The 15715-nt window shown below is 73.7% G+C and carries 15 protein-coding genes; 9 read left to right on the top strand and 6 right to left on the bottom strand.

The annotated features are described in order from the left end of the window. Positions 1-7: 7 nt before the first annotated feature. Entirely contained in the window at positions 8-613 is a 606-nt protein-coding gene (locus J4709_RS16060; RefSeq protein WP_208241424.1) for a response regulator transcription factor, read from the top strand. On the opposite strand, the gene J4709_RS16055 is transcribed toward J4709_RS16060, so the two are convergent. Next, the gene (locus J4709_RS16055) at positions 539-2689 is read right to left on the bottom strand and encodes a sensor histidine kinase (RefSeq protein ID WP_208241423.1); all 2151 of its coding nucleotides are present in this window, start codon (positions 2687-2689) and stop codon (positions 539-541) included. The genes J4709_RS16060 and J4709_RS16055 overlap by 75 nt on opposite strands. Before the next feature lie 121 nt (positions 2690-2810). Here J4709_RS16055 and J4709_RS16050 point away from each other — a divergent pair, with 121 nt between their 5' ends. The 4 genes from J4709_RS16050 to J4709_RS16035 all read left to right on the top strand — a co-directional run bounded on the left by J4709_RS16050 (position 2811) and on the right by J4709_RS16035 (position 5306). Then, complete coding sequence (locus J4709_RS16050; RefSeq protein ID WP_208241421.1) at positions 2811-3974, top strand: epoxide hydrolase family protein; 1164 nt, start codon at positions 2811-2813, stop codon at positions 3972-3974. A gap of 97 nt (positions 3975-4071) precedes the next feature. Then, positions 4072-4644 (top strand): hypothetical protein, encoded by a 573-nt coding sequence (locus tag J4709_RS16045; protein WP_208241419.1) that lies wholly within the window; start codon positions 4072-4074, stop codon positions 4642-4644. Positions 4645-4765: 121 nt separating this feature from the next. Further along, complete coding sequence (locus J4709_RS16040) at positions 4766-5044, top strand: WhiB family transcriptional regulator (RefSeq protein WP_173099222.1); 279 nt, start codon at positions 4766-4768, stop codon at positions 5042-5044. A gap of 97 nt (positions 5045-5141) precedes the next feature. After that, entirely contained in the window at positions 5142-5306 is a 165-nt protein-coding gene (locus tag J4709_RS16035; protein ID WP_208241417.1) for a hypothetical protein, read from the top strand. 295 nt (positions 5307-5601) lie between these two features. On the opposite strand, the gene J4709_RS16030 is transcribed toward J4709_RS16035, so the two are convergent. Next, on the bottom strand, positions 5602-6933 hold the full coding sequence (locus J4709_RS16030) for an ABC1 kinase family protein (RefSeq protein ID WP_307801276.1): 1332 nt from the start codon (positions 6931-6933) through the stop codon (positions 5602-5604). A gap of 210 nt (positions 6934-7143) precedes the next feature. On the opposite strand from J4709_RS16030, the gene J4709_RS16025 reads away from it, so the two are divergent. The 3 genes from J4709_RS16025 (at position 7144) to J4709_RS16015 (ending at position 9300) form a co-directional block, all read left to right on the top strand. Next, entirely contained in the window at positions 7144-7944 is an 801-nt protein-coding gene (locus J4709_RS16025; RefSeq protein WP_208241413.1) for an enoyl-CoA hydratase/isomerase family protein, read from the top strand. A gap of 154 nt (positions 7945-8098) precedes the next feature. Beyond that, positions 8099-8650 (top strand): M48 metallopeptidase family protein, encoded by a 552-nt coding sequence (locus tag J4709_RS16020; protein ID WP_173101657.1) that lies wholly within the window; start codon positions 8099-8101, stop codon positions 8648-8650. Continuing rightward, complete coding sequence (locus J4709_RS16015; protein ID WP_307801275.1) at positions 8647-9300, top strand: hypothetical protein; 654 nt, start codon at positions 8647-8649, stop codon at positions 9298-9300. The genes J4709_RS16020 and J4709_RS16015 overlap by 4 nt, the downstream gene beginning before the upstream one ends. Positions 9301-9313: 13 nt before the next feature. Here the strand turns inward: J4709_RS16015 and J4709_RS53335 are convergent, their stop codons facing one another. From J4709_RS53335 to J4709_RS16005, 3 genes are read right to left on the bottom strand one after another with little or no spacing between them, the layout of a single operon-like run. Beyond that, positions 9314-9871, bottom strand: a complete 558-nt coding sequence (locus J4709_RS53335) for an NUDIX hydrolase (protein WP_307801274.1) — start codon at positions 9869-9871, stop codon at positions 9314-9316. Continuing rightward, positions 9868-10056 (bottom strand): hypothetical protein, encoded by a 189-nt coding sequence (locus tag J4709_RS53330; RefSeq protein WP_173099227.1) that lies wholly within the window; start codon positions 10054-10056, stop codon positions 9868-9870. The genes J4709_RS53335 and J4709_RS53330 overlap by 4 nt, the downstream gene beginning before the upstream one ends. Next, complete coding sequence (locus J4709_RS16005) at positions 10053-11471, bottom strand: zinc-dependent metalloprotease (RefSeq protein ID WP_208241409.1); 1419 nt, start codon at positions 11469-11471, stop codon at positions 10053-10055. Before J4709_RS16005 ends, J4709_RS53330 begins: the two co-directional genes overlap by 4 nt. A gap of 89 nt (positions 11472-11560) precedes the next feature. Here J4709_RS16005 and J4709_RS16000 point away from each other — a divergent pair, with 89 nt between their 5' ends. Further along, complete coding sequence (locus J4709_RS16000) at positions 11561-12643, top strand: NAD-dependent epimerase/dehydratase family protein (RefSeq protein WP_208241407.1); 1083 nt, start codon at positions 11561-11563, stop codon at positions 12641-12643. Between the two features lie 70 nt (positions 12644-12713). Here J4709_RS16000 and J4709_RS15995 read toward each other — a convergent pair whose 3' ends face one another. Next, positions 12714-15653 carry a UPF0182 family membrane protein gene (locus tag J4709_RS15995; protein WP_208241405.1) on the bottom strand — a complete coding sequence of 980 codons (2940 nt, stop codon included), beginning with the start codon at positions 15651-15653 and terminating at the stop codon, positions 12714-12716. Positions 15654-15715: the final 62 nt, after the last annotated feature.

Here is a 15715-nt window from a genome sequence, read left to right as displayed (position 1 = left end):
TCGGCGGGTGATCAGGGTTCTGCTGGCCGAGGACGTGCGGATCCTCCGCGAGGCGCTCGCCGGCCTGCTCGACCGCGAGGACGGCATCGAGGTCGTCGCGCAGGTCCCGGCCGGGGACGCGATCGTGCCCGCCGCGCTGCGCACCGCCCCGGACGTCGCGGTGCTCGACATCGAGCTGCCCGGCCTGGACGGGCTGAGCGCGGCGGCGGAACTGGCCCGGCACGCGCCCGGCTGCCGCACGCTGATCCTGACCGGCGTCGGCCGTCCCGGGATGCTGCGGCGGGCCCTGGCCGCCGGGGTCACCGGGTTCATGGTCAAGGACAGCGCGCCGGCGGAGCTGGTGGCGGCGGTCCGGACCGTCGCGGCGGGCGGCCGGGTGGTGGACCCGCAGCTCGCCTTCGCCGCGCTCGACGCCCCCGACTGCCCGCTGACCGAGCGGGAGTGCGAGGTGCTGCGGCTGACCGCGTCCGGCGCGGAGCCGCCGCAGATCGCCGCCCGGATCGGGCTGTCGTACGGGACCGTCCGCAACTACCTCGCGTCAGCGGTGACCAAGCTCGGCGCCCGCAACCGGGTCGACGCCATCCGCATCGCCGCCGAGGCCGGCTGGATCTGACAGCTCGACGCGGACGGTGAACCGGCCGCCGGCGTGCTCGGCGGTCAGCGTGCCGCCCGCCTCGGCCGCGCGCGACCGCAGGTTCGCCAGCCCCGATCCACCCGCTCCGCCCGGGCCGGGACGCGGGGCGCCGTCGTTGCGGACGCGCAGGGCGCCGGGCGTGACGGCGATCTCGCAGTGCCGGGCCCGCGCGTGCCGGACCACGTTCGTCACCGCCTCCCGCAGCACGACCGCGAACAGCGCGGCCGCCGGTTCCGGCGGCTCGGCCACCGTGATCGCGACCCGCACCCCCGCCGTCCGCAGCAGGTCGCGGGCGTTCTCGACCTCGGCGGCCAGCCGCAGCGGAGCGGGGCCGGCGCCGAGCGAGCCGACCGTGGCGAGGGCCTCGCGGGCGAGGCCGGCGAGGTGCGCGCCGTCCGCGGCGGTCTCGCCCCTGATGATGATCGCCGACAGCTGGGAGCCGAGCAGGTCGTGCACGTCGCGGGCGACCCGCAGCCGTTCGCGCAGCACGGCCGTGCGGGCGAGGTCGCGGCGGGCCAGGTCCAGCCGGGCGGCCGCGACCGGCAGCCGCTGCAGCGCGTAGACGGTGATCATGAAGGCGGTCGAGCCGGCCAGGTCGAGGACGACCATCATCGGCGGGTGCGTCCCGTACAGCAGCGGCAGCGGCGCCACGACCAGCCCGGCGGCGGCCGCCCACGACCAGGGCGGGCGGACGTTCAGCAGGACGACGCCGGCGACGAGGCCGCCGTACGTCACGGGCGGCCCGGCATAGCCCGGCGCGATGTGCGGCCCCGCCACCGCGAACACCAGCAGGAGCAGCAGGAGCTGGACGGGCAGCGCCCAGCGCCGCGGCCGGGCCTCGCCGCGCGGCAGCACGTGGTACAGCTGCAGGGCCGCGACCAGCAGCAGCATCACCGCCGTCGCGGCCAGTGCCGTCCGGTCCACGGCGACGCCCGACTCGCGCGCCTGGACCGCGTTGGTGGCGACCGTGGCGAGATGGTCGAGTTCGACGACCAGCAGGACGGCGAAGGCGAACCAGGGCGCGGTGCGGACCGGGCCGCCCGTCCAGGCCCGCGCCGGGGGGATCTCCGTTTCGACGGCGGGGCCGGTGCCGAGCCGTCCGCCGAGCGCGGCGATCTCGGTGGCCGAGGCGGCGAGCGGCTCGGCGAACGACGGCACCGGGCCGCGGAAGGCGACCCGCAGCAGCTCGGGCCCGCCCGGACCGGTGCGGCACTCGATCACGCAGCCGGCGGGACGCCCGTGCCGCAGCGCCGCCATCACCGTGCGGCGCAGCACGCCCGCCAGCGCCGCGTCCGCCTGCGGTGTCCGCGGCGCCGCGGCGTCCACGGCGACCCGGACCGGCACACCGGACGCCTCCAGCACCGTCCGGGCGGCGTCGATCTCGGCCGCCAGCGACCGGTCCCGGTAGTCGTCGGCGACCGAGCGGGCGCGGACCAGCGCCGCCCGCGCCGCCGCGACGATCTCGCGGGGGTCCGCCGCCGCGGCGGCGGCCGCGAGCCGTCCGAGCTCGGCGCGCAGGCCGCGGGTGATCCGCCGCCGTTCCGCGGCGGCGCGCCGGGCGGCCAGCTCGGTGCGGGTGGCCTCCAGCGCCCGGACCAGGTGCCCGAGCCGCGCCAGGGCGAGGAACTCCAGGCCGCCGGTGAACGTCACCACGGCGGCCCAGACGGCGTAGCCGGGGCCGCCGCCGGGCAGCCACAGCGTCCGGATCGCGAACTCGCCGGCCACGATGGCCAGCGCCGCCGCCCAGCGGGCCCATCCCGGCGCGGCGAGCAGCAGCACCGACGCCATCAGCAGCGGCGCCGCCGGACGCCAGCCGTCGGCGAGGACGAACAGGGGCGCGTAGGTCAGCGCCGCCTGCACCGCCAGATTGGCGAGCGTGGCACGGCGCGTCAGCGCCCGCGCCTGCACGACGCCGAGGGCGGCCGCGGTGCACGTCGCGGCGAGCAGTGCCGCCGAGGTCCGCTCGCCGGGCAGGGGCACGAGCCACAGCAGCAGGACCCGGTACGTCCAGAACAGGACGATCCCGGCGAGAAGCGGCAGGCGACTGTCGGCCATGGCCGCAATTATGCAGTTTGCATGTCCGCTACCTGCGGACAGCAGCCGGACCGGTGCGGTGGACACTACGCCCGGGCGCCGCGGCCCGGAAGGCTCGGAGCATCCGACGAGGAGGAAGCAGATGAGCTCCGAGATCACCCCGTTCCGCATCGACGTCCCGCAGGCCGACCTGGACGACCTGCGCGACCGGCTGGCCCGCACCCGGTTCGCCGACGAGCTGCCCGAGGAGGAGGTGACCGACGGCGTCCAGAAGGGCCCGATCCAGCCGGGCTGGGAGTACGGGGTGCCCGTCTCCTTCGTCCGCGGCTTGGTGAACCGCTGGATCGGCTTCGACTGGCGCGCCCAGGAGGCGCGGATCAACGCCTTCCCGCAGTTCACCACCGAGATCGACGGCCAGCTGATCCACTTCCTGCACGTCCGGTCGCCCGAGCCGGACGCGACGCCGCTGATCCTCACGCACGGCTGGCCGAACACGTTCGTGGAGTACCTGGACCTGATCGGCCCGCTCACCGACCCGGCCGCGCACGGCGGCGACCCCGCCGACGCGTTCCACGTCGTCGTCCCGTCGCTGCCCGGCTTCGGGTTCTCGGCGCTCACCCGCACCAAGGGCTGGGGCTCGGCGCGCACCGCCGACGCCTGGGCCGAGCTGATGACGCGCCTGGGTTACGAGCGCTTCGGCGCGCACGGCAACGACGCGGGCGCGATCGTCAGCCCCTGGCTCGGCCGCCGCCACCCGGACCGGATGATCGGCGTCCACGTCAATCAGATCTTCTCCTTCCCGACCGGCGACCCGGCCGAGCTGGCCGGGATCGGCCAGGAGGAGGCCCAGTACCTGCAGTTCCTCCAGGGGTTCGTCGAGCACTCGATCCACGACACCGCGCAGCAGGCCCAGCCCCAGACGCTCGCGCACGCCCTGTCGGACTCCCCGGCCGGCCAGCTGGCCTGGGTCGGCCAACTGCTGGCCGGGCTGCCCGACCCCGACACGCTGCTGACCATCGCCACCATCTACTGGCTGACGAACAGCTCGGCGTCCACGGCCCGCTTCTACTACGAGAACCACCACGAGCCGCAGGACACCGAACCGACCACGTTCCCGATCGGGCTGGCCTCGTTCGCCTACGACTTCCGGCCGCTGCGCCGCTTCGCCGAGCGCGACCACAAGAACATCGTCCACTGGCGCGAGTACGACCGCGGCGGCCACTGGGCCGCCCACGACGCCCCCGACCTGCTCCTGGACGACATCCGCGAGTTCTTCCGCGACCTGGGCGGGCGGCCCGCGGCCTGAGCCCGGCGCCGGTGCCGGTTCCCGCCGGCACCGGCGTCACGGCGCCGCCACCGCGGCGTCACCGGCGGTTCGCTGGCGGCGCGGCCGGACCCGTGAGATGATCGATTCCAGTGACTCCCCGGAGTCTTCGACGCTCGCCGAGAGCGGCGGGTTCGCCGGAGTCCGGGTGAGGTCACTGACAAAACCGCAGGTCAAAAATACCTTGATTGCTTCGGCGAAGTCCCCGTACGCTCGTCGCGAGCAATCAACCGGCCGACCGGTGTGGATCTTGAATCCGCCGGCCCCGGCCCGAGGAGCCAGAGAGGTGGTGTGCTGTCCGGTGATCAACACGTCGATGAAATCGCTGTCGTCCTGGACCGCGGCCTGCCCCGGCACCTCGACCGCGTATGCCGTCTCGTGCGTCCGGACCCCGCTCGGCGTGAAGCCCGGCGGACCGGCGCGTCCCGGCGACCTCTCCCCGGCCAATGCGGCCGGCGAGTGGCTCCGCGTCGACGGCACCCGTCTGCGCGATCTACGTGATCTGCGCTTCGAGCAGCGAATCCAGGACGAGCAGGGGCGGAGTGTCTTCGCATCCGAAGACATGAGCTCCAAGGCTCCGGCCACGGCCCACATGGGCGCCACCCCGGCGGGTGGCGTGTCGGGTCCGTATCCCTGGAGGCGACCGGTCTAGCAAGACACCGGCAAGCCCCCAGGCCGCGGATCCGACACCGGATCCGCGGCCTTCTCTTTTGCCCGGACGACCCAACCGACACGCCCGTTGAGATCCAACGAGAGGAACCAGGGTGACTGTGATGCAGGGGGCTCTCGCCATCAGCGAGGAGGACCTCACTCTTCCGTGCCGGACCGACCCCGAGCTGTTCTTCGCCGAGGCGCCCGCCGACGTCGAGCTCGCCAAGGCGCTGTGCCTGGAGTGCCCGCTCCGCAAGGAGTGCCTCGCCGGCGCGCTCGAGCGCAAGGAGCCGTGGGGGGTGTGGGGCGGCGAGCTGTTCGTCCGCGGCGTGATCGTCGCGCGCAAGCGGCCCCGCGGCCGCCCGCGCAAGCACCCGCTCCCGGACGAAGCGGCCGTGTGAGGCCCTGATGCCGACCGCACCGACGCTCAGCCGGATCGAACCCGCAGGCGCGGTCCCCGCGCGGGGACCCCGCCTGCGGGCGGCGAGGGAGAACGAGATGACATTGCTCAGCCAGGACCTGTCCCGGGAGCGAATACCCGCGACCGCGCCCGACGAGCTCGCCGCCCGCGTGCGCGCCCTGCGGCGCGCGCGGCGGGAGGCGCAGACGAGGGCGTCGCGGGTGCGGCGCGTGCTGCTCGCGCCGACCTCATCCCGCGACTGACGACCACCTCCGGTCCGCCGGTGGCAGGCCGTCCGCCCGCCGCTTCTTGGATGGTTTCGGCGGGCGCCACCGGAAAATTTCGGGACGCGCCTCCCGGCGGACACCGGTGCACCGGCCCCCCACTTGCCGGACGCACCGCGACGGGCCCCGCCCGCGCCTCATCAGCGCGGGCGGGGCCCCGTCGTTCTTCCAGCCTTTAGGCGCCCGTCAGCATTCCGGTGGGGGCCCCACGCCCCCTGGCAAAAGCGGCTGACCGTCGCCTTCCGTTCCGCTGGCGCTCCGCTCCAGGCGCCGGTCAGCCGGTGACGAGTTCGCCGTCCTCGTCGTCGGCGAAGCCGGGCACCCACTTCAGCGACTCGGCGCGGGCCGGGATCTCGCACTCCAGCTGGCACAGCACGCCGGTGCCCGCCGACAGCACCCGGTGGATGATCACGTACTCGGGCGGCAGGTTGAGCTGCCGGACGACGTTGGTCGGCCGCAGGTCGGTGACGCGGGCGGCCATGTCGCGCAGCCACTCGCGGTTGAACTTGAACGTCTCGGTGACGAACGGCTCGGTGATGGGCGCGAGGAACCCCTGCAGCGCCTCGGCGTCGACGTCCACGCCCTCGCGGATGAAGTCCTCGTCGCGCAGGGCGTCCTCGATCTCGTCGATGTCGGCCATCGTGCCGATCCGCAGCAGCAGCCCGAGCCGCTTCTGGAAGCCGCCGGGGATGCGGTCGACGGCGCCGAAGTCCAGGACGCCGAGCCGGCCGTCGTCCAGCAGCCGGAAGTTGCCGGGGTGCGGGTCGCCGTGCAGCATCCCGGACCGCTTCGGCCCCGACAGCAGGAACCGGCAGTACAGCAGCGCCGCGTGGTTGCGGGTCTCCTGGTCGCCGTCGCTGATGATCTTCGAGAGCGGGGTGCCCTCCATCCACTCGGTGACCAGCACGTCGCCGGACTGGGCGATCACCTCGGGGATGTAGAAGTCGGGGTCGTCGGCGTAGGCGTCCCGGATGATCGTCTGGGACTCGGCCTCGATGGTGTAGTCGAGCTCCTCGACGACCCGTTCCTTCAGCTCGGCCAGCATCGACTTGACGTCCAGGCCCGGCATGAGGATGCCGAACAGCCGGCCGAGTCGGGCGAGCTGGTTGAAGTCGCTGATCAGCGCCTTGCCGGCGCCGGGGTACTGCACCTTGACCGCGACCTCGCGGCCGTCGGACCACACGGCGCGGTGCACCTGGCCGATGGACGCGGCGGCGGCCGGCTTGTCGTCGAACGACTCGAAGCCGTCGCGCCAGTCCTCGCCGAGCGCCTCGGCGAGGACCTTGTGGACGGCCGAGGCGGGCAGCGGGGGAGCGGCCTCCTGCAGCCGGGTGAGGGTGGCGCGGTACGGCCCGGCGATCTCCGGCGGCAGCGCCGCCTCGAAGATCGACAGCATCTGGCCGAGCTTCATCGCGCCGCCCTTGAGCTCGCCGAGCACCTTGAACAGCTGCTCGGCGGTGCGCGTCTGGATCTCCATGGCGACGGCCTCGGCGGGCCGGCCGATGGTCCGCTTCCCGATGCCGAGGGCGGTGCGCCCCGCGAAGCCGAGGGGGAGGGACGCCAGCTTTGCTGACCGCGTCACCGCGCGGCGGGGAAGATCGCTCACGCGGACCATTGTCGGTGATCCGCTGTCGTTCGCGCCACAACGACCGGGAAGCAAATCCCGACTCGCGGCGGAACAGGACGCTGTGACCTGCACTTCCGTGGTAAGTGTGCGCTTTCTCACGCGTTTCGCGCGGCCCGGCACAGCCGAGATCCGGCCCCTGGAGGGGGCGCGTGGACGCGGCGGGGGCGCCGCACGGTACGGTGCGGAGCCATGTCCGGAGAACAGTCCGAGGTGCTGCGGGTCGAGCGCCGTCCCGACGGGGTCGCCGTCCTGACGCTGAACGACCCCGGCCGGCGCAACGCGATGTCCGACGAGATGACCGCCGCGTACAAGCAGGCCATCGCGGACCTGCGCGGCGACACCGGGCTGCGCTGCGTGGTGCTCACCGGCGCCGGCACCGCGTTCAGTTCCGGCGGCGACCTCTCCTGGCTGGCCGACACCAACGCCGTCGCCGTCCCCGCGCTCCGCGACCGCATGCTCGAGTTCTACCGGACGTGGCTGACGATCCGGAGCCTCGAAGTCCCCACCATCGCCGCCGTCAACGGGCACGCCGTCGGCGCCGGGCTGTGCCTCGCCCTCGCCTGCGACCTGCGCTACGCCGCCGACGACGCCAAGCTGCTCGCCCCGTTCACCGCGCTCGGCCTGCACCCCGGCATGGCCGCCACCTGGCTGTTCCCCGAGGTCGCCGGGTTGCCGCTGGCCCGCGAGATGCTGCTGGCCGGACGCGTCCTCACCGGCGCCGAGGCCGAACGGCACGGCCTGGTCAACCAGGCGTTCCCGCGCGCGGACGTGCTCGCCGAGACCCTGAAGACCGCCGAGCGGATCGCCGCCAACGCGCCCATCGCCACCCGGCTCACCAAGGTCGCCCTCGCCGGCGGCGGGCACGCCGACATGGACGCCGCGCTGCGCTGGGAATCGCTCGCCCAGCCCGTCACCATGGCGTCCGAGGACATGATCGAAGGGCTGACGGCCCAGCGGGAGAAGCGTCCCGCCCGCTTCACCGGCGCTTGAGCAGGTTGTGGAAAGCCCCTGACCGTCCACCAAAAGATGGGCTCTGACCTGCGCTGACGTCAAACACCCCCTGTGGAGGACGCAAAATTTTGGGTACGGTTGCGCCGTGCCCCCTAACGTTGAGGTCCGCCGCAGCACCAGGCGCCGCCGGACCGTGTCCGCCTACCGCGACGGGGACAAGGTGGTGGTGATGGTGCCCTCCAGGCTCAGCAAGGCCGAAGAGGAGCAGTGGATCGCCACCATCCTGGAACGGCTGGAGGAGCGCGAACGCCGCCGGCGCCCCTCCGACGCCGCCCTCCAGTCGCGCGCCCACGAGCTGTCCCGCCGCTACCTGGACGGCCGCGCCGACCCGGTCAGCGTCCGGTGGGTCGACAACCAGCGCACCCGCTGGGGCTCGTGCACCCCCGACGACGGCACCATCCGGCTGTCCACCCGGCTGCGGGGCATGCCGTCCTGGGTCGTCGACTACGTGCTGGTGCACGAGCTGGCCCACCTGCTGATCCCGGGGCACGGCAGCGACTTCTGGCAGCTCGTCGGCAACTACCCCAAGGCCGACCGGGCCCGCGGGTACCTCGAGGGCGTCGCCGCCGCCGCGCACCTGCCGATGGAGGCGGACGCACCCGACGAGGAGCCCGCCCTCGACGACGGCATGCACCACGGCGACGGCCTGCACGGCGACGGGTTCGCCCACGAGGCCGCCGGGTGACCTTGCCCGGGACCCCGGCCGGTGACCGCGTCGCCGCGGTCCTGCCGTTCGACCCGTCCGGCCCGTCCGCCGCTCCCCCCGGGGTGGACGACGCCGAGTTCCGGCTGGCCCTGCTCGAGGACGTCTACGAGGTCGCCGCCGGGCTGGAGTTCGTCACGGCCGCGCTCGTCGTCGCCCCGGACACCCCCGCCGCCGCCGAGACGATCACCTGGCCGGGCACCCCGATCGTCCACGAAGCCGCCCCCGCCGCCGCGTTCGCCGCCCTGCACGCGCTCGGCGCGCGCGAGGCCGCGCTGATCGCGCCGGACGCCCCCGACCTGCCGCCGCTGCTGATCGGCAAGCTGTTCCGCGCGCTCGGCAGCGCGCCCGCCGCCGCGTGCCAGGCCGCCGGCGGCCACGGGCTCGTCGCGCTCGCCGCCCGGCTGCCCCTGCCCGGCTGGCTCGCCGCCGCCCTCGACGACCTCGGCGCCCCGCTCGACGTCCCGGACGGGCTGGCGCGGCTGCGCGCCGCCGCGCCGCGACCCGGGCTCGTCCCGCAGGGACCCGGCTGGCACCGCCTCCGCACCCCCGCCGACCTGCGCCTTCTCGATCCCGGCCTGGAAGGCTGGGAGAACACGCGAGCCCTGCTGGAAGGCTCCCCGCTCCGCTAGTCCGGGCCCCGGACTAGCGGCCGACCGCGCGGGCGACCAGGCGGCGGAGGGCGTCGTCGGCGTCCGCGGGCAGAGCGTCCACGGGGAACCAGGCCAGATCGTCCGACTCGTCCGACACCACGTGCCGGGCGCCCTCCGGCGCGATCATCACGTACTGGACGTCCAGATGCCACGTGCCCTCCGGGTGGCAGCGCACCCGGTGCCGGTCCAGCTGGACGGGCCCCGGCAGCGGCCGCAGGCCCGGGATGCCGGACTCCTCCGTCGCCTCCCGCAGCGCCGCGCCCGCCAGCGTCGCGTCACCGGACTCGCAGTGCCCGCCGAGCTGCAGCCACGCCTTGACCTTGGAATGCAGCGTCAGCAGGACGCGGGACCGGGACGCGTCGAGCACCGCCGCGCTGGCCGTGATGTGCCCGTCGGCGCACTCCCGCCACACCCCGTCCGCCGGATGCCCCTCCAGATGCCGCAGGAACTCCCGCCGCAGCCGATCCTGCTCCGGATCCGGCGCCGTCCACGACGACAGCGCCTCGAAGGCGTCGGCGTACAGGGGCGCCGCCGCGGGCGGTGCCGTCACGTCCGGTTGGCGCGCGCGTAGGGCGAGCTGGCCGGATGCCGGCGGCGCCGCTCCTGGTCGACGGGCCGCTGCCAGCACAGGCTCTCCCGCGCGACCCGCCGCCGGATCACGTTCGTGGACGACCCCGGCTCGTACCGGCAGCCGTTCACCCGGGACGCGCCGTGCGGGACGCGCGTCCCGCTCACGACCGCGGCCCCTCGCCGCCCGGCCCGGCGCCGCCCTCGCCGGGGTCGTCGGGCTTGCCGTCCGGCTCGTCCCCGGGCTTGTCATCGGGCTTCTCGCCGGAGTCCGCGGGCGCGTCCTCCTCGGCCGCCGTGGTCAGGTTGGTCAGGTCGAGGTCGGACAGCCCCTCGATCTCCCGGCCGTGCACGAAGCCGTCCGGGTCGTCGAGGTCGTCGGCCGTCGGCAGCAGGTCGGGGTGCTCCCAGACCGCGTCGCGGCCCTCCGCGCCCCGCACCTCCGTCAGCGTCCGCCACAGCGCCGCCGCCTCGCGCAGCCGCCGCGGCCGCAGCTCCAGGCCGACCAGCGTCGCGAACGTCCGCTCCGCCGGGCCGCCCGTCGCGCGGCGCCGCCGCACCGCCTCGGCCAGCTTCACCGAGCCCGGGAGCCGGCCCTGCGCCACCTCGTTGACCACCGTGTCGACCCAGCCCTCGACCAGCGCGAGCGTGGTCTCCAGCCGGGCCAGCGCCGCCTTCTGCCGGGGCGTCTCCTCCGGCTGCAGCTGGATCTCGCCGCCCAGCGCCTCCTGGATCGCCTCCGGGTTGCTCAGGTCGAGCCCCTGCACGGCCTGCTCGATGCCCGACAGGTCGACGGTGATGCCCCGCGCGTACTCCTCGACGGCGCCGAGCAGGTGCGCGCGCAGCCACGGGACGTGCGCGAACAGCCGCTGGTGCGCGGCCTCCCGCAGCGCCAGGTACAGCCGGACCTCGTCGTCGGAGACCTCCAGGCCCGAGCCGAACGCCTCGACCCCGGCGGGCAGCAGCGCGCCGACGCCGTCGGGCGCCAGCGGCAGCCCCACGTCGGCCGAGCCGGTCACCTCGCGGGCCAGCGCGCCGAGCGCCTGCCCGGCCTGGCCGCCGACCATCGCGCCCGCCATCTGCTTGACCATCCCGATCAGCGGGCCGGCCATCGCCTGCATCTCGGCGGGCATCTCGCCGGCGCCGCCGAGCGCGCCGCCCATCGACTCGACCATGCGGGACGCGATCGGGTCGCAGACCTTCGCCCACACCGGCAGCGTCTGCTCGATCCACTCCGACCGGCTCCACGCCTTCGGCGACCGGATGCCGGCGGGCAGCGTCGTGCCCTCGTCCAGCCACAGGTCGGCGAGCCGCAGCGCCTCCTCGACCTGGCGCCGCTCGGCGTCCACGATCGACGGGTCGCCCTGCTCGACCACCTGGTGGCGGGCGATGTTCTTGGCCAGGTCCCAGTTCAGCGGGCCGCCGGACGCGCCGCCCTGCCCCTGCGCGCCGATCATGTCCGCGAACCGGTGCAGCATGTCGGCGAACTGCGCCATGTCGCCGCCCATGCCCTTGAATGGATCCTGGGGACGATCGTCGTCTCCGTCGCCGGGACGGTTGAAGCCGAAGGGAGTGTCACTCATCGGTTCGCCCCTGGGATGCATGATGGGCTCATATCCGCAACGTTAGCCGGTCCCGGCGAGGTCGCGTACTCAAGGAAGGGGGCACCTCCGTGGCAACGGGCAAGGTTCGCCCTCGGCGTAGCAAGGCTCCGGTCGTCGCCGTCACCGGCGCGGCCTCCGGGGCGGGACGGCTGCTGGCCGCCCGGCTCGCCGAACGGGAAGACATCCGCAAGGTCGTCGCCATCGACGGGCACCGCGGCGACGTGACCGGCGCCACGTGGCGTGTCGTCGACATCCGCGACCCGCTGCTGTCCAACCGGCTCTCCGACGTCGACGTGATCGTCAACCTGGACGTCGAGCACTCCCCGGACGTCGGCGCCAAGGAGCGCCGCACCCACAACGTGCGCGGCGCGCAGACCGTCGTCACCGCCGCCGCGGCGGCCCGGGTCCGCCGGGTGGTGCTGGTCACCAGCGCCATGGTGTACGGCGCCGGGCCCGGCAACGAGGTCCCGCTGCCCGAGGACGCGCCGCTGCTCGCCGAGGCCAACGTCAGCATCGCGGGCGACTACCTGGAGATGGAGGAGCTGGCCGCCACCGCGCCGCTCACCCACCCGGGCCTGGAGATCACCGTCGTGCGGCCCGCCGCGCTGGTCGGGCCCGGCGTGGACACGGTGGTCACCCGGCATTTCGAGGCGCCCCGGCTGCTGTCGGTGAAGGGCAGCACGCCCGGCTGGCAGTTCTGCCACATCGAGGACCTCGCGTCCGCGCTGGAGCTGGTCGTCGCCGACGAGATCACCGGGCCGGTCGCGGTCGGCTGCGAGGGCTGGCTCGGCCCCGAGGAGGTCACCGAGATCACCGGCAAGCGCAGCTTCGAGCTGCCCGCCGCGCTGACGTTCGGGATGGCGCAGCGGCTGCACCGCCTCGGCATGACCCCGGCGCCCGCCACCGAACTGCACTACGTCGCCTACCCGTGGGTGGTCGACTGCGCGCGGCTGCGCGCGGCGGGCTGGAAGCCGGGCCACGACAACGCCGCCGCGCTGCGCGCGGTGATGGAGGAGACCGCCGGGCGGCACGCCGTGGTCGGGCGCCGCGTCGGCGGCAAGGAGGCCACGATGGCGACCGCGGCCGGCGCGACCGTCGCCGCGATCGGCGCCGCCGCCGCGATCCGCCGCGCCCGCAAGCGCCGCCGCTGAACCGCGACTGGGCGGCCCGGACGTGATGCCGGACCGCCGCCGGGCGCGCGGGCGTCCGGCGGCGGGGGCGTCAGCCGGTGGAGACCTCGGCGGGGCCGGACGGGGACGGGGTCGCGGGCGGTGAGGCCGTCGCGTCCGGGGTCGGCGTCGCGGACGGCGCCGGCTTCTTGGCGTTGGCCTGCTGCGCCGCCGACAGCGCCTCCTGCGCCCGCTTGATCCGCTTCCAGGCGTCGCCCATGCCGGTGTAGTCGTTCTTCTGCTGGGCCTTCTCGTAGTCGGTCACGGCCTTCTGGAGGTCGTTGATCGCCTGCTGCTCCTGCGGGGTCAGCCGGCCGTCCCCCGAGCCGGACCCCGTCACCGCGGGCGCGCCCGTCCCGCCGAGGACCTGCTTCAGCGCGTCCTCGAACGTGCCCGCCGCCGCGATCCGGGTGCCGTACTGCACCAGCACCTTGCCGAGCAGCGGGTACGGCTGCTGCTCCTTCCCGCCGGACGCCTTGGTGTACATCGGCTCGACGTACAGCAGGCTCCCGCCGAACGGGATCGTCAGCAGGTTCCCCGCGACGGTCTTCGTCCCGCCCTGTCTCAGCGCGAACAGGTCGCCCTTCACCTGCCCGTCCGTCTCGAACGAGTTCTGCACCTGGCCCGGGCCGGGCGGCTGCGCGTCCCGCGGCATCTGCAGGATCTGGATCCGCCCGTAGTTCTTGCTGGACGGATCGGAGTCGACCGCCATGAACGCGGCCAGCTGCGGGTTGCCGCGCGGGTTGAACACGGTCGTGAGCGAGAAGGCGGCCGGGCCGCCGAACGGCGCCGGCATCTTCAGGCTCTGGTAGTACGGCGGCTGCAGCCGGCCTCGGGTCGTCGGGTCCTGCGGCACCTGCCAGAAGCCCTCGCCGTTGTAGAACGCGGACGGGTCCGTCACGTGGTACTTGGTGAGGATCTGCCGCTGGACCTTGAACAGGTCCTGCGGGTAGCGGAAGTGCGCCATCAGGTCGTTGTTGATGCTCGACTTCTTCTCGACGGTGTTCGGGAACACCTTCATCCACGTCTTGAGGATCGGGTCCTCGGTGTCCCACTGGTACAGGTGCACGGCGCCGCTGTAGGCGTCCACCGTCGCCTTCACCGAGTTCCGCATGTAGTTGATGTGGTCGTTGGCCTGCCGCGCCACCGACGAGCGCGTGTCGGTGATGGTGTCGCGGGTCGCCTCGCCCAGGCTCGTCTGCTCCGAGTACGGGTAGCCGCCGGACGTGGTGTAGCCGTCCACGATCCACAGGATGCGGCCCTGCACGACCGCCGGGTACGGGTCGCCGTCCAGCGTCAGCCACGGCGCCGCCTTGTGCACCCGGTCGCGCGGCGACCGGTCGTAGAGGAGCTGCGCGTCCTGCTTGATCGCGCCGGACAGCAGCAGGTTCTTGTCCTGGAACTTCGCCGAGTACAGCAGCTTGTGGAAGAACGAGTCGATCGGGACGCCGCCGTTGCCGTGGTAGGTGTTGCTCTGCTGGCCGTCGTCCGGGCTGTTGTCGGGGTAGTCCAGCTCCCGCTGGCCCTTCCCGCCGACCACCGAGTAGCGCGGCGACCGCTCGCCGAAGTAGATCTCCGGCTTGGCCACCTGGATCTGCCGGCCGGCGGAGGCCGGCATGTCGCGGGTGATGAAGTCGGGGTTGCCGCCCTGCGCCATCTGGTCGCCGTACGCCGACACGAACCCGTAGCCGTGCGTGTAGACCATCCGGTCCTTCACCCAGCTGCGCTGACCCGACGGCGCGCCCGACAGCTCCCGCAGCGCCACCACCGTGTCGGTGGTCTTGCCGTCCACCGGGTACCGGTCGACGTCCAGGGTGTCGGGGAACTTGTAGAACGGCCGGATCCGCTGCAGCTGCTCGAACGTCGGGCCCACCACGTTCGGGTCGAGGACGCGGACGCCGCCGAGGTCGTTAGCCTCGGCCTGCAGCTGCTTCGGGTCGCTCACCGGCGCCGACCCGTAGGGAACGACCTGGGCGCCGCCCACCCCGTACGCGCGCCGCGTGAAGTCGATGTTGCGCTCGATGTACCTGCGTTCCTTGGCCAGCTCGTCGGGCTTCACCTGGAACTGCTGGATCAGCAGCGGGTACACGCCGCCCAGCAGGATCGCCGACAGCACCAGCAGCGTGAAGCCCACGCCCGGCAGCATCATGCCGCGCCGCAGCAGGTTGCTGAAGAACATCACCGCGCACAGCAGCGCTATGACGGCCAGGATCGTCTTGGCCGGTAGCAGCGCGTTCACGTCCGTATAGGACGCGCCCGTCGTCACGCCCCGCTCCGAATGGACGAGCCCGTAGCGGTCCAGCCAGTACGCGACCGCCTTCAGCAGCACGAAAAGCCCCACCAGGACCGACAGATGCGCGCGCGCGGGCGGGCTCGCCTTGTCGCCCGGCCCCTGAAGCCGCAGCCCGCCGTACAGGTAATGCACCATCACCGCGGCCAGGAACGACAGGATCACCGTCGCGAACACCACGCCCAGTACCAGCCGCAGGAACGGATAGGTGAAGACGTAGAACGACACGTCCTTGTGGAACTGCGGGTCCTTCACACCGAACGGCGTGCGGTTCAGGAACGCCAGCCACACCTGCCATTGGCCCGCCACCGACGACCCCGTCAGCACGCCCAGCAGCGCCAGCAGCCCGGACGAGACCAGCCGCCTGCGCGGATCGATCACCGACCGGTACCGCTCCAGCCCCTGCTGCTCCACCGACAGCGGCCGGTACGCCGGGCGCAGCCGGTAGGCCACCACCACGTTCGCGCCCACGACCAGCGACATCACCAGCCCGGACCCGAAGAACAGCACGGCTTCGGCGCGCAACTGCGTCGTGTAGACCTTCGAGAAGCCCACCGAGCGGTACCACAGCAGATTCGTGTAGACCGCGGTGAAGACCAGGAAAGCGACCAGCAGGAACGCCAGCGCCAGCAGTACCGGCAGCATCAGCCGGGTGCGGCCGGCGCCGAACCGGCGCGCCGAACCGGGAGTCCGGAAGGCCAATTGCCCCTCCGATCGAGATCGCGGCCCACCGGCCGCCGGCCGGTGCTGTCTAAGCAACTTAC

The organism is Actinomadura violacea (assembly GCF_017573465.1).
In the GTDB taxonomy this organism is placed as follows: domain Bacteria; phylum Actinomycetota; class Actinomycetes; order Streptosporangiales; family Streptosporangiaceae; genus Spirillospora; species Spirillospora violacea.
This window is presented reverse-complemented; position numbering and strand designations above follow the sequence as displayed.

Coding starts and splice junctions, on each gene's coding strand:
- J4709_RS16040 (WP_173099222.1), top strand. CDS start 4,766: ATGCAGGGGGCTCTCGCCATCAGCGAGGAGGACCTCACTCTTCCGTGC.
- J4709_RS16025 (WP_208241413.1), top strand. CDS start 7,144: ATGTCCGGAGAACAGTCCGAGGTGCTGCGGGTCGAGCGCCGTCCCGAC.
- J4709_RS16050 (WP_208241421.1), top strand. CDS start 2,811: ATGAGCTCCGAGATCACCCCGTTCCGCATCGACGTCCCGCAGGCCGAC.
- J4709_RS16005 (WP_208241409.1), bottom strand. CDS start 11,471: ATGAGTGACACTCCCTTCGGCTTCAACCGTCCCGGCGACGGAGACGAC.
- J4709_RS16045 (WP_208241419.1), top strand. CDS start 4,072: ATGATCGATTCCAGTGACTCCCCGGAGTCTTCGACGCTCGCCGAGAGC.
- J4709_RS16035 (WP_208241417.1), top strand. CDS start 5,142: ATGACATTGCTCAGCCAGGACCTGTCCCGGGAGCGAATACCCGCGACC.
- J4709_RS16055 (WP_208241423.1), bottom strand. CDS start 2,689: ATGGCCGACAGTCGCCTGCCGCTTCTCGCCGGGATCGTCCTGTTCTGG.